Here is a 12,327-nt window from a genome sequence, read left to right as displayed (position 1 = left end):
CTTATGAGGCATTTAATCACTACAAAAGATTTTAACAATGATGAAATCTTAGCTTTATTTAAAGAAGCAAAAGAATTCTTAGATGAAAAACCACGTACATTTTTAGAAGGAAAAAGCGTTACAACAATTTTTTTTGAAAACTCAACGCGCACTCAATCAAGCTTTGAAACAGCTGCAAGAAGACTGGGTGCTAAAGTTTTAAAATTAGATGTTTCAAGAAGTAGCTCAAGTAAAGGTGAAACACTTTTTGATACTGCTGCGAATTTAGACGCAATGGCGCCAAGTGCTATTGTAGTTAGACACAAAAACTCAGGTGTGCCTCATACTTTAGCAAATTATACTCATTGTCCTATAGTTAATGGAGGCGATGGCAAGCATGCTCATCCTACCCAAGCTTTACTTGATCTTTTTACTATAATGGAGCATTTTAACTATAATGTTAAAGGTAAAAAAATAGCAATAGTAGGAGATATTAAAAACTCACGCGTTGCTGCTTCAAATTTAGAATTATTACCTCGCTTTGGTATTGATATCACCCTAGTAGCCCCACCTCATTTTATGCCAAATCATCCTATTAAAAAAACAAATAAACTAAAAGAAGTTATTGATGATATTGATATTATCATGAGTCTTAGAACACAAACTGAAAGACACAATATCCCAACCTATGCATCGCTTAAAGATTATGCAAATGATTTTTGTATTAGCAAAGATTTAATAAAAGATAAAAATCTCATTATCTTGCACCCAGGTCCTGTGCATAGAAATATTGATATTAGCGATGAAGTAATGGCCGATAAAAGATGTAAGGTTTTAACTCAAGTTAAAAATGGCGTTGCCATTAGAATGGCTGTATTAAAAAAACTCATTTTAGAAAGTTAAAATCATGCAAAATTGGAACTTAAGTACATTATTTAAAGATAAGCAAGAATTAAATCTTTTTTTACAAAAAACCCAAGATGATGCTTGTGAATTTAAAAAACAATACGAAAATAATCTTCATAGTTTAAGCAATGAGCAATTCTTACAAGCTTTAAAAAATTATGAAGAATTAATCTTAAAGCTTTCCCACATACTAACCTATGTGTATTTAAATTTTGCTCAAGATACTACCAAGGGTGCTTTTTATGCAAAATATGAAAATTTAAGTAAAAAAATAGAAGAAAATCTTTTATTTTTTGAACTCGAATTTTGCGAGTTAAAAGAAGAAAAAAGTAAAACTTTCATCACATTTTGCAAAGATTATGAGTTTTATTTAAATAATCTTATCAAACACAAAAAACACAATCTTTCTAAAAAAGAAGAAAGAGTTATATTAGCTCTATCAAGTACAGGTTCAAATGCATTTGCAAGATTATTTGATGAGACATTTAGTGCTTTAAAATTTAATTTTGAAGGGCAAAAATTAAGCGAAGAAGAAATTCTAAGCAAGCTTTATGATAAAGATAGAAGCATTAGAAAAAAAGCTTCAAAATGCTTTAGTAAAACCTTAAAAAAACAAAACAAACTTTTAGTATATATTTTCAATATGATTAAAAGCGAACTTGCTAGTATTTGTGAGTTAAGATCTTATGAAAGTCCAGAAACCCCAAGACATATAAGAAATCAAATTTCTAAAAAAAGTGTTGATGCACTTATTAGTGCTAGCGAGAATAGCTTTGATATTGTTTCTAAATTTTACAATACAAAGAAAAAAATTCTAGGATATAAAAAGCTAAAAGATTATGATCGTTATGCGCCTATTGGAAAGGAAATGCAAGTTGATTTTGACCAGGGAAAGGATATAGTTTTAAAAGCCTTTGAAAAATTTTCTAAAGATTTTTATATGATAGCAAAAGAAGCTTTTGAAAATAACTGGATCGATGTTTACCCTAAAGAATTTAAACAAAGCGGTGCTTTTTCTCACTCAAGCACGCCACTAAGCCATCCTTTCATACTTTTAAACTATACCAACCAAAGACGCGATCTTTTCACTCTAGCACATGAGCTAGGCCACACTATACATCAAAAACTTTCTTATAAAGTAAGTTTTTTAAATCAAGATACACCACTAACTACAGCAGAAACTGCTTCAGTGTTTGCAGAAATGTTGATTTTTGATTATATTAAAGAAAATTTAGACAAAGAAGAGCTTTTATCTTTATATGCAGCAAAAATCGAAGATATTTTTGCTACTCTTTATAGACAGATTAATTTTACTACTTTTGAACGCAGGTTTCATGCTAAAAAAGAAGAGTTAAGTGCTCAAGAACTAAGTGAAATTTGGCTTGAAGAATCAAGAAAAATGTTTCAAGATAGCGTAGTTTTAACTAAAAACTATGGCCTTTGGTATTCTTATATACCACATTTTATACACTCTCCATTTTACTGCTATGCTTATGCTTATGCACAACTTTTAGTTTTAGCGCTTTATGGTCTATATAAAAGTGGCAAATGCTCTAATTTTACCTCAATTTATATTGAGTTTTTAAGTAGTGGGGGAAGCAAAAGCCCAAAAGAACTTGTAGCTATGTTTGGCTTTGATATAGAAAGTGACGAGTTTTGGAATATAGGCTTAGAGCAAGTTAGAATACTAGTAGATGAATTTTTAAGGTTAAGCAATGATTGATAAAATTTTAAATAATAAAAATTTTATAAGTTTAATGCAAAAAAGCATTTATGAATGTTTGCAAATTTTAATCCAAGAAGATATTGAGTTTAATATCATTGTAAATACTAAATTTGTTACACTCGAACCTCCTTTGCCACCAGAATTAGATGTAGTGAGTAAAAATCCTTATTGTCTTTTCGCACTTGGTGGTTATACTTTTAAGTCCATAGTTTTAACAAATGAGCATATAGAATTTCATGCGGGTTTTGGACCTGATGATTTTGCAACCTTTGTGAAAGTGGATTTAGGAGCAATTACTCAAATTCAAGTTGAAGATAATATCATTTTTGTTAATTTTTCAAACTATTTCAAAAAGCAAAATGATCAAAAATTAAAAGAAAAGTCTATGAATGCTTTTTTAAATAATCCTAACAATAAAGATTTATTTAAAAAATGAGTTTTTTTGAAGGTTTAAATGATAGCCAAAAAGAAGCTATCATGCATATTGATGGAGCTATGCTGATACTAGCAGGCGCAGGTAGTGGAAAGACTAAAACCATTACCACTAGACTTGCTTATTTGATTGATCATGTAGGTATTCCTGCGCAAAATACCCTCACACTAACCTTTACAAATAAAGCTGCTAATGTAATGAAAACAAGAGCCTTAGCACTTTTACAAGATCAAAATTTACATAATCCCCTTTTATGTACTTTTCATAAATTTGGTTTGTTATTTTTAAGACTTTATAGCGAAAGAATTAATAGAGCAAATAATTTTGTCATTATTGATACAGATGATAAAAAGAAAATACTAAAAGATTTAGCTAGCGAAAATTTGCAAAGCTCTTTAGCAAGCATAGGTGCTTATATTTCAAATTTTAAAAATCAAAGCAAAAGCGCTCAAGAAATACGCAAAGAATTAGAATTTTTAAAAGATGAAAAAAACAAAAATTACGAAGAAATCATTCATTTATATGAGCAATATGAGCATTTTTTAATCCAAAATAATTTCATGGATTTTGATGATTTACTCATGCTAACTAATAAAATTTTAGAAGATGAACAATTTGCACAAGAGCAAAGTCAAAAATATACTTATATAACAGTAGATGAGTATCAAGATACTAATGCCTTACAATATCAAATTCTAAAAAAACTTTGCGTGTCTCATGAAAATATTTGTGTGGTGGGTGATGATGATCAAAGTATTTATGGTTGGCGTGGAGCTAAAATAGAAAATATCTTAAATTTCAAAGAACAATTTAACAATGTAAAATTAGTCAAACTAGAGCAAAATTATCGCTCAACTAGCGCTATTTTGCAAGCTGCAAATGAGCTTATAGAGCATAATAGAAAAAGACTAGGAAAAACTTTGATTTGTACCAAAGATGAGGGCGAAGAAATTACAATTTTACAAAATGATGATGAAAAAATTGAAAGTTTTAAGGTTGCAAGAGAAGTTTCAAAACTTTTAAACTCGGGGATTAATCCTAGTGAAATAGCCATACTTTATAGAGTAAATGCCCTATCTCGTGCTCTTGAAGAAGCTTTTAGCAAAGAAAAAATTCCTTTTAAATTGCTAAGTGGAATTCGTTTTTATGAAAGAGCTGAAATTAAAGATATTATTTCTTATTTAAGATTGCTTTCAAATTTAAATGATGATTATTCTTTTAAACGCATTATCAACCGCCCTAAAAGAAACTTTGGTAATGCAAGTTTAGAAAAGCTAGAAAATTATGCTAAAGAAAATCATTTGTCTTTATTTGAAAGTCTATGTGCTTTGCAAGGAAGTGGTTTTTTTAGTAAAAAAACAGACAAAGAGTTAGAAAAATTCATACTAAGCATACACAAAATTAAAGAAAAAGATGATTTGCTTGCAATGATTTTAGCCTTAGAAGAAGAATTTAAAATCAAAGAATTTTACAAAGATAATCCAGAGGGCGAAGATAAACTTTTAAATATAGATGAACTTTATGCTAATTTAAAAGATAAAATTACTCATGGAAATTATAATGGCTTAGATGATATTTTAAATGAAATTTCTTTACTTAATGAGCAAGATGGACTTGATAAAGAAAGTATTTGTATTATGAGTATTCATGCAAGCAAAGGACTTGAGTTTGATTATGTTTTTATCATAGGTTTAGAAGAAGGATTTTTCCCACTCACTAGCGAATCAAGCAATATAGAAGAAGAAAGAAGACTTGCCTATGTAGCAATCACTAGAGCCAAGAAAAAACTTTATTTAAGTTATGCTAATTCTAGATTTTATAAAGGAAGTCGCACAAGATTAGAAAAAAGTAGATTTTTTGGTGAGAGTAATGTAATCAAAAAAGAATTAACACTAGATCATCAAAAAAATTGCTACAAAAAAGGCGATTTAATCAAACATAAAATTTTTGGCATAGGCAGAGTCACTGGGGTAAGTAAAATAGGTGCTGAAGAAAAACTCACGATTAATTTTGGAGGCATAGAAAGAATGATAATGTCAAGTTTTGTGGAAAAAGTGATATGAATAAACTTTTTGTAGCTTATAAACCAAGCGGTATGAGTTCTAATGCTTTTTTAGGCAAACTCAAGAAAAAATATAAAAATAAAAAAGCAGGTTTTTCAGGAACACTTGATCCTTTTGCAAAAGGTGTTTTACTCATAGCCTTTGATCAATACACAAAACTTTTTCGTTTTTTTGATAAAAATCCAAAAGTTTATAAAGCAACACTTTGGCTAGGCGCGCATTCACTAAGCCTTGATAATCAAAATATCAAAGAAATCAATCTTATAAATGCTTTTGAAGAGAAAGTTTTAGAACAAATTAAAAATGAACTTTTAGGTAAAATCACCTACACCCCACCCGCATTTTGTGCAAAAAAAATAGATGGGGTGCGCTCTTATGAGCTTGCAAAAAGAGGTTTTGAAGTCAATTTAAAGCCTTGTGTTATGGATATTTTTTATACTAAAATTTTACACTATAGCCACCCCTTTTTAACCATAGAAATAGCAGTTAGCGAGGGTTCTTATATACGCTCTTATTGTGAATTATTTGCTAGAAAACTTGGTATTAAAGCCACACTAAGCTCATTAGAGCGTTTAAGCGAGGGAAGGTTTTTTTATGAGAATGAAAAAGAGTTAAATCCTTTAGCTTATTTAAATCTTAGAAAAAATACGATAAAATATCCCCAAAAATTACACAATGGACAAAAAATATTTTTGGACGATTTGGAAATTCAAGAAGAAGGTAGCTATATTTTAGAAGAAAAAGATTTTTTTTCTATCATTTCTATCCAAGATAATCAAGTGCAATATTATTTAAATAAGGTATTAAAATGTTAATTTTATCAAGAAAAGAAAATGAAAGTATAAAAATCGGAGATGATATAGAAATCAAAGTAGTTCAAACAGGCAAAGGCTATGCTAAAATAGGCATCGAAGCTCCAAAGTCTTTAATGATACTACGCAAAGAGCTTATCGAGCAAGTAAAAAGTGAAAATTTACATGCAATTAGCGATGAAACGATAAAACTTGACGATCTAAGTAAAAAGCTTAAAAAATGAAAGCTTACGCAAAAGCTAATATTTTTTTAAAAATCATAGGAATTGATTTAAGATCTTATCATTTATTACAATCACGCTTTGTTTTACTAAAAGATATTTTTGATGAATTAAGCTTTAGTGATGAAAAAACAAAAGAAGGATTTGAAATCACTGGAAATTTTACTCAAGATACTATCATACACAAAGCTTATAAAGAATTAGAAAATTTAGGTTTTTCTAATGAATTAAATGAATTTTTTAAAGACAAAAGTTTAAAGCTTACCAAAAACATTCCCATAGGTGGAGGCCTTGGTGGAAGTAGCACTGATGCGGTTACATTTTTGCTTATGATCAACGAAGCTTTAAATTTAAAACTTAACCAACAACAACTTGAACAAATCTGCCAAAAACTCGGTTCTGATTTAATCTTTTTTTTAAGTGGATATGATAGTGCAAATGTTAGCGGGTGTGGCGAGATTGTAGAATATTTTGAAGATGATTTTACCCAACTTGATTTTACTTTTCCAGCTATTGAATGCTCAAGTGCAAAAGTATATAAAGCATTTGATGAAAGCTCATATGATTTAACAGCAAATTTAAATTTGTCCAAAACACTTAAAACACTCAAAACAAGCGAAATTTTAGAGTATAAAAATACTGATTTAAATGACTTATTTGCTCCTTGTGCAAAAATTTATCCTAAAATGCAAACTTTTCTTGATGAGGCTTATTTTTTAAGTGGAAGTGGAAGTGGAGTTTTTAAGGCTAAATGATGAAAAAAACTATAGTAAAAAACAAAAAAGCTTTTTTTGATTATGAAATTTTGGAAAAATTTGAAGCAGGTATTGTTTTAAAAGGCTCTGAGGTAGTAGCATTAAGAGCTAGTAGAACAAATTTAAAAGATTCTTTTGTGCGTATTATCAAAGGTGAAATTTTCTTACTTAATGCTCATATTTCTCATCTTAGTACTACACATTCCTTTTATAAGCATGATGAAAAAGGCGCGCGAAAACTTTTAATGCATAAAAAGCAAATCGATAGGCTTTTTGGTAAAATTAGCACTCAAGGCTTTACTATAGTTCCATTAGAACTTTATTTTAATGAAAAAAATAAAGCAAAAGTCTTAATAGCCTTAGCCAAAGGAAAAAACTTACACGATAAAAGAGAAAGTTTAAAGAAAAAACAAGCAGATCTTGAGGCAAGAGCTGCTATGAAAAATCATTATTAAAAAAGGATTTTGATGAAAAAAATTGCTTATTTATTTTTTACATTTGCTTTTGCATTTTTAATAAATGCTTGCTCAAGTGAAGAAAAAATTGAAAATGAATTTGCGTTTGCTGAGTATAAAATGGGCGATGAAATTCTTTTAAAAAGTGTCAATGGAGGTGAAAAAACCTTAGTAAGAACACAAAATGGTTTTGTGGTAAAGGGCGAAGAGAATAAAATTTTAATGTTTGATTTTTTTGGAACCTTTTGCACACCTTGCCAAGAAGAAGCTACCCATCTAACAAGCTTGTGGCAAAAAAATACAGATAATTTTATCATCATAGGGCTTAGTCATTTTGAAAATGTAAGCGATCAAACCGTAAAAGATTTTGCCATTAAATATGGGGCGTATTATTTTTTAAGCAATTCTAAAGAAAATGATAGAATTGTCGCACAAGCTTTAAAAGATATCAACTATCAAAGCATGGAACAACTTCCTTTTAAAGTAGTTTTAAAAGATGGTGTTTATCAAGATTTAACAGACTTTTGGAATAAAGACTCAAAAAGTTATGTGAAATATTATCTTGGGAAAGTTTCTACTGAGATTATGCAAGAAGACATTACTAGGATATTAAATGAGTCTAAAAAGTGAAATTTTAGAGCAACAAAAACTAGCAGAACCTAAAATGTTTAAGGTTTTGCTTTTAAATGATGATGTTACCACTATGGATTTTGTAATTGAAATTTTAATGAATATTTTTCATCATGATTTTGAAAAGGCAAGTGCAATTATGCTTGAAATTCATCATCAAGGAAGTGGAGTTTGTGGTATATACACAGAAGAGATTGCACTAAGTAAAAAACAGCAAGTTGACATGGCAGCAAAAAACAATGATTTTCCACTCCAAACAAGGATAGAAGAACAATGAAATATAAAGAATTAATTGACTCATTTATACCAAATGCAAGACATTTAAGCTTTATCAATCATCATGAATTTATCACTTGTGAACATTTGCTTTTTGCTTTAGTTAAGCTTAGTAATGATTTTAAAAATCTACTTGAAGAAATCGGAGATGGTGATTTACAAGGCTTTGAAAATGAATTAAAAAATTATCTAGCTAAAAATAATGAAATTTTAAAAAAAGAAATAGAACCTATTTTTTCTGTGATCTTGGAAAATATATTACACAAGCTAAATGCAAAAAATCAAACAAGTGTGATTGATTTTATCATCGCACTTTGCAAAGAAGAAAAAGCTTATTCTTATAATATCTTAAAAAAACACCTAATAGAAGAAGAAAAAATAAAAGAATTGTTACAAAATGTTGAATTTGAAAATTTAAAAACCCATACCATAGAGCTAGTTGAGCTTGCAAAAAAAGGCAAAATAGATCCTGTTATAGGTAGGAAATTTGAACTTGAAAGAATGATGCAAATTCTAAGCCGTCGCAAGAAAAATAATCCTATTTTAGTTGGTGAACCAGGTGTTGGTAAAAGTGCTATTATAGATGGGCTAGCACTAGCTATAGCTGAAGAAAAAGTGCCAAAACATTTAAAAAACTCAAAAATTTATAACCTTGATATGACAAGCTTGCTTTCGGGGACAAAATATAGGGGTGATTTTGAAAAAAGGTTAAAAGATATCATTAAAGAATTAGAAAATATCCCTAATGCTATTTTATTTATAGATGAAATTCACACCATAGTAGGAACCGGCGCAAGCAATGAAAGTCATGCAGATATGTCAAATTTATTAAAACCTGCACTAAGTAATGGCAACATCAAATGCATAGGAGCAACTACTTTTATAGAATATAAAAACACCTTTGATAAAAACAAAGCTCTAAGTAGAAGATTTGCAAAAATTGATATAGATGAACCAAGCGAAGAAGAGTGTTTTTTAATCTTACAAGGCTTAAAAAGTAAATATGAAAATTTTCACAAAATCAAAATCAGTGATGAAATTTTACAAACAAGTATAAAACTAGCAAAACAATTTTTACATGATAAATTTTTACCAGATAGCGCGATTGATTTAATCGATGAGCTTGGTGCAAGCTTTGCTTTAGAAGATAAAAAAAATAAAAAAATAGTAAAAATAAAAGATTTAGAAAATACTTTAGCAAGGATGACGCATTCCCATAAAATTTATGAAAGCGATCAAGGTAAAATTCTTAAGAACTTAGAGCATGATTTAAAACAAAACATCTTTGGGCAAGATGAAGCTATTAAAGCTTTATGTTCTATTTTAAAACAAAGCTATGCAGGATTAAAAGGTAAAAACACCCCAAAAGGCGTGTTTTTATTTACCGGTTCAAGCGGGGTTGGCAAAACCGAACTTGCTAAAAATTTAGCACAAATTTTAAATCTTAATCTTGAAAGATTTGACATGAGTGAATACTCACAAAAACATGATGTGAGCAAACTCATAGGAACTTCAGCAGGTTATGTGGGCTATGAAGATGGTGGCTTGCTTAGTAATAGTATTAGAAAAAATCCTTTTAGCGTAGTTTTATTTGATGAGATAGAAAAAGCTCATCCTGATTTAACTAATACTTTTTTACAAATTTTTGATAATGCAAGTTTAACGGATAATAGTGGATTAAAAGCTGATTTTAAAAATACTATTATCATTATGACCTCCAATTTAGGCTTAAAAGAAAGTAATGAGCTTGGTTTTTTAAGCAGCGATAAAGAAAAAAGCAATAAAGCCATAAAAGATTTTTTTGCGCCTGAATTTATCAACCGTATTGATAAAATCATTCATTTTAATGACTTAAATCAAGAAATTTTAGAACAAATCGTCCAAAAAGAGCTAGATTTAATGGCGAAAAATTTAAATAATATCACCATAGAAGCTGATAAAAAAGTAAAAGAATTTCTTGCTAAAAAAACCAATAATAAAGATTTTGGAGTCAGATTATTAAAACGCATTATTACCGAAGAATTAGGAGAGAGATTAAGCGATGAGATTTTGTTTGGAAAATTAAAAAATGGTGGTAAATTAAAACTCAAACTTTCCAAAAATGAAAAAATCGAATTTGTATTCTAAACTTTTAAAAAGTCCTGATGATGCGCCTGTTTTTATTAGCGAAAAGCTAGAAGTAGACTTTATACCTCATGCTTATCGTCTAGGGCTTTTTCCATGGACTAGTAATCCTGTTACTTGGTGGTGCCCTTCTCCTAGAATGGTGCTTTTACCCGATGAAGTGCGTATACAAAAAAGCATAAAAAAAGCTTTAAAAACTTATGAAATAAGACTTGATTTTGATTTTAACTCTCTTATAAGTCATTGCGCAAAAAGAAAAAAAACTTGGATAAGTCAAGAGTTTATACAAGTTTATACAAAGCTTTTTGAGCAAAATTTAGCTCATAGTGTCGAAGTTTATGAAAATGATGTTTTAATCGGCGGTTTATATGGACTTATCATAGGTAAAATATTTTTTGGCGAAAGCATGATAAGTCTTAAAAAAGATGCCTCAAAAGTAGCCCTAATAAGACTTTGTGAGCTTTTAAAACCATATGATTTTTTAATAGATTGTCAAGTGCCTAATGAGCATTTAAAATTTATGGGCGCTAAAGAAATGACAAAAAAAGATTTTTTAAAAACACTAGAAAAAAAAGTTTCGCTTGAAAGTGGCTTTAAAAATTTCGAAAATTTACTATAAAAAGATATACTTATAGATAAACAAAATTGCATAAATATTTTGGAATGATTTTTGCTTTTAGTCTATAAAAGCTTTATTTTAAAGGAAAAACTATGATAAGCCCTTTTAAATCAAAAGAACTTATTGTTGATGCTTTAGCAGGAAGAAACCTAAGAAGTCAAATGATTAATTCTAACCTTGCAAATGTTGATACTCCTTTTTATAAAGCAAGAGATATAGAATTTGAAACTGCTTTAGTTAATAGAGCAAATGAAATTTTTAAAAAGAAAGATACCAAAGAGCTTGAATTAGCAAGTACAAATGCAAATCATCAAAAACCTTGGAAATTTCCAGATCCTAATAAATCAACCATTTATTTAAGAGATGGGCATTTAGCAAGAAATGATGCAAATACAGTAGATCTTGATGTAGAAACTACTGAAATGAGTAAAAATACTATGATGATTACTGCTTTAGATGGTGTTTTAAGAAGACAAAGTAATATTTTTTCAACCATCATAGAAACAAGCTCTAAATTAGGCTAGGAGAAAAACAATGGCTTATTTAAGTGATTTTGATATTAGCGGATACGGACTTAGCGCTCAACGCTTTAGAATGAATGTAATTAGCTCAAATATAGCTAATGCAAACACTACTAGAACAGCAGAAGGCGGTCCATATAGAAGAAGAGAAGTAATTTTTAAAGCGACTGATTTTAATGAATTACTAAATAAACAAATCGCTAAAGATAATAATTTTTTAGAATATGAAAATCCTTTAAATGATCCTGCTTCGCAAAAAGATGCAAAACCTGCTATAATGAGCGTAGTAGTTGATAAGGTTGTAAGAGATGATAAAGATTTTCGTATGAAATTTGATCCATCTCATCCAGATGCGAATGAACAAGGTTATGTTGCTTTTCCAAATATAAACCCTGTCATTGAAATGGCCGATTTAATAGAAGCAACAAGAGCTTACCAAGCAAATGTAAGCGCTTTTACAAGCACTAAAACCATAGCACAAAGTGCGATAGATTTACTAAGAGGTTAATAAATGAACACTATTAATGGTATAAATCAATTTAACAATGTTAACAATAAAAATAATAACAACTCAAATAATATAGGTGATGAATTTTCAAGCTTATTAAAAAATTCTATAAACAACCTTAATAAAACTCAAGAAACAGCTGAAGCTGCTATGGTAGACATCGCAACAGGTGAAGTAAAAGACTTACACCAAGCGGCAATTGCAATTAGCAAAGCTGAATCAAGTATGAAATTTATGCTTGAAGTTAGAAATAAGGCTATAAACGCATATAAAGAAATTTCAAGAACTCAAATTTAATA

Annotated in this window: 15 protein-coding genes; all 15 read left to right on the top strand. The window is 29.2% G+C overall.

Features of this window, described 5'->3' with window-relative positions:
- Window positions 1-3: 3 nt before the first annotated feature.
- Window positions 4-882 carry an aspartate carbamoyltransferase catalytic subunit gene (locus L8V82_RS00190; RefSeq protein ID WP_263723592.1) on the top strand — a complete coding sequence of 293 codons (879 nt, stop codon included), beginning with the start codon at window positions 4-6 and terminating at the stop codon, window positions 880-882.
- A gap of 4 nt (window positions 883-886) precedes the next feature.
- Window positions 887-2,608 carry a M3 family oligoendopeptidase gene (locus tag L8V82_RS00185; RefSeq protein WP_263723591.1) on the top strand — a complete coding sequence of 574 codons (1,722 nt, stop codon included), beginning with the start codon at window positions 887-889 and terminating at the stop codon, window positions 2,606-2,608.
- Window positions 2,601-3,047 carry a hypothetical protein gene (locus L8V82_RS00180; RefSeq protein WP_074691700.1) on the top strand — a complete coding sequence of 149 codons (447 nt, stop codon included), beginning with the start codon at window positions 2,601-2,603 and terminating at the stop codon, window positions 3,045-3,047. Before L8V82_RS00185 ends, L8V82_RS00180 begins: the two co-directional genes overlap by 8 nt.
- Window positions 3,044-5,107: an ATP-dependent helicase gene (locus L8V82_RS00175; protein WP_263659034.1), complete on the top strand. Its 2,064-nt coding sequence runs from the start codon at window positions 3,044-3,046 to the stop codon at window positions 5,105-5,107. The genes L8V82_RS00180 and L8V82_RS00175 overlap by 4 nt, the downstream gene beginning before the upstream one ends.
- On the top strand, window positions 5,104-5,922 hold the full coding sequence (gene truB, locus L8V82_RS00170; protein ID WP_263664372.1) for a tRNA pseudouridine(55) synthase TruB: 819 nt from the start codon (window positions 5,104-5,106) through the stop codon (window positions 5,920-5,922). The genes L8V82_RS00175 and truB overlap by 4 nt, the downstream gene beginning before the upstream one ends.
- Window positions 5,916-6,143, top strand: coding sequence for a carbon storage regulator CsrA (gene csrA, locus L8V82_RS00165; RefSeq protein WP_012661763.1), 228 nt, complete (start codon window positions 5,916-5,918; stop codon window positions 6,141-6,143). The genes truB and csrA overlap by 7 nt, the downstream gene beginning before the upstream one ends.
- Window positions 6,140-6,895, top strand: coding sequence for a 4-(cytidine 5'-diphospho)-2-C-methyl-D-erythritol kinase (locus tag L8V82_RS00160; protein WP_263723590.1), 756 nt, complete (start codon window positions 6,140-6,142; stop codon window positions 6,893-6,895). Before csrA ends, L8V82_RS00160 begins: the two co-directional genes overlap by 4 nt.
- Window positions 6,895-7,350, top strand: coding sequence for an SsrA-binding protein SmpB (smpB, locus tag L8V82_RS00155; RefSeq protein ID WP_263663092.1), 456 nt, complete (start codon window positions 6,895-6,897; stop codon window positions 7,348-7,350). Before L8V82_RS00160 ends, smpB begins: the two co-directional genes overlap by 1 nt.
- A 12-nt stretch (window positions 7,351-7,362) precedes the next feature.
- Window positions 7,363-7,980 (top strand): thioredoxin domain-containing protein, encoded by a 618-nt coding sequence (locus L8V82_RS00150; protein WP_263723589.1) that lies wholly within the window; start codon window positions 7,363-7,365, stop codon window positions 7,978-7,980.
- Window positions 7,964-8,257 (top strand): ATP-dependent Clp protease adaptor ClpS, encoded by a 294-nt coding sequence (locus L8V82_RS00145; RefSeq protein ID WP_263723588.1) that lies wholly within the window; start codon window positions 7,964-7,966, stop codon window positions 8,255-8,257. Before L8V82_RS00150 ends, L8V82_RS00145 begins: the two co-directional genes overlap by 17 nt.
- A complete protein-coding gene (locus L8V82_RS00140) occupies window positions 8,254-10,383 on the top strand; it encodes an AAA family ATPase (RefSeq protein WP_263723587.1) in 2,130 nt (709 codons plus the stop codon). Before L8V82_RS00145 ends, L8V82_RS00140 begins: the two co-directional genes overlap by 4 nt.
- On the top strand, window positions 10,358-10,999 hold the full coding sequence (aat, locus tag L8V82_RS00135; protein ID WP_263678800.1) for a leucyl/phenylalanyl-tRNA--protein transferase: 642 nt from the start codon (window positions 10,358-10,360) through the stop codon (window positions 10,997-10,999). Before L8V82_RS00140 ends, aat begins: the two co-directional genes overlap by 26 nt.
- A 92-nt stretch (window positions 11,000-11,091) precedes the next feature.
- A complete protein-coding gene (gene flgB / locus L8V82_RS00130) occupies window positions 11,092-11,523 on the top strand; it encodes a flagellar basal body rod protein FlgB (protein ID WP_039668590.1) in 432 nt (143 codons plus the stop codon).
- A gap of 10 nt (window positions 11,524-11,533) precedes the next feature.
- The gene (flgC, locus tag L8V82_RS00125; protein WP_039618718.1) at window positions 11,534-12,028 is read left to right on the top strand and encodes a flagellar basal body rod protein FlgC; all 495 of its coding nucleotides are present in this window, start codon (window positions 11,534-11,536) and stop codon (window positions 12,026-12,028) included.
- A gap of 3 nt (window positions 12,029-12,031) precedes the next feature.
- Window positions 12,032-12,325: a flagellar hook-basal body complex protein FliE gene (gene fliE / locus L8V82_RS00120; protein WP_039668591.1), complete on the top strand. Its 294-nt coding sequence runs from the start codon at window positions 12,032-12,034 to the stop codon at window positions 12,323-12,325.
- The last annotated feature ends 2 nt before the right edge of the window (window positions 12,326-12,327 follow it).

Origin of the sequence: Campylobacter sp. IFREMER_LSEM_CL2151, from assembly GCF_025771725.1 — a bacterium.
Lineage (GTDB): Bacteria > Campylobacterota > Campylobacteria > Campylobacterales > Campylobacteraceae > Campylobacter_D > Campylobacter_D lari_C.
Note: the sequence above shows the minus strand (reverse complement) of the source record. Positions and strands in the feature narration are given on the sequence as shown.

Bases quoted from the DNA above. Each gene is read 5' to 3' on its own strand.
- L8V82_RS00150 (WP_263723589.1), top strand. From the start codon at position 7,363: ATGAAAAAAATTGCTTATTTATTTTTTACATTTGCTTTTGCATTTTTA.
- flgB (WP_039668590.1), top strand. From the start codon at position 11,092: ATGATAAGCCCTTTTAAATCAAAAGAACTTATTGTTGATGCTTTAGCA.
- flgC (WP_039618718.1), top strand. From the start codon at position 11,534: ATGGCTTATTTAAGTGATTTTGATATTAGCGGATACGGACTTAGCGCT.
- truB (WP_263664372.1), top strand. From the start codon at position 5,104: ATGAATAAACTTTTTGTAGCTTATAAACCAAGCGGTATGAGTTCTAAT.
- L8V82_RS00180 (WP_074691700.1), top strand. From the start codon at position 2,601: ATGATTGATAAAATTTTAAATAATAAAAATTTTATAAGTTTAATGCAA.
- csrA (WP_012661763.1), top strand. From the start codon at position 5,916: ATGTTAATTTTATCAAGAAAAGAAAATGAAAGTATAAAAATCGGAGAT.
- L8V82_RS00175 (WP_263659034.1), top strand. From the start codon at position 3,044: ATGAGTTTTTTTGAAGGTTTAAATGATAGCCAAAAAGAAGCTATCATG.
- L8V82_RS00140 (WP_263723587.1), top strand. From the start codon at position 8,254: ATGAAATATAAAGAATTAATTGACTCATTTATACCAAATGCAAGACAT.
- L8V82_RS00185 (WP_263723591.1), top strand. From the start codon at position 887: ATGCAAAATTGGAACTTAAGTACATTATTTAAAGATAAGCAAGAATTA.
- smpB (WP_263663092.1), top strand. From the start codon at position 6,895: ATGAAAAAAACTATAGTAAAAAACAAAAAAGCTTTTTTTGATTATGAA.
- L8V82_RS00145 (WP_263723588.1), top strand. From the start codon at position 7,964: ATGAGTCTAAAAAGTGAAATTTTAGAGCAACAAAAACTAGCAGAACCT.
- fliE (WP_039668591.1), top strand. From the start codon at position 12,032: ATGAACACTATTAATGGTATAAATCAATTTAACAATGTTAACAATAAA.
- aat (WP_263678800.1), top strand. From the start codon at position 10,358: ATGAAAAAATCGAATTTGTATTCTAAACTTTTAAAAAGTCCTGATGAT.
- L8V82_RS00190 (WP_263723592.1), top strand. From the start codon at position 4: ATGAGGCATTTAATCACTACAAAAGATTTTAACAATGATGAAATCTTA.
- L8V82_RS00160 (WP_263723590.1), top strand. From the start codon at position 6,140: ATGAAAGCTTACGCAAAAGCTAATATTTTTTTAAAAATCATAGGAATT.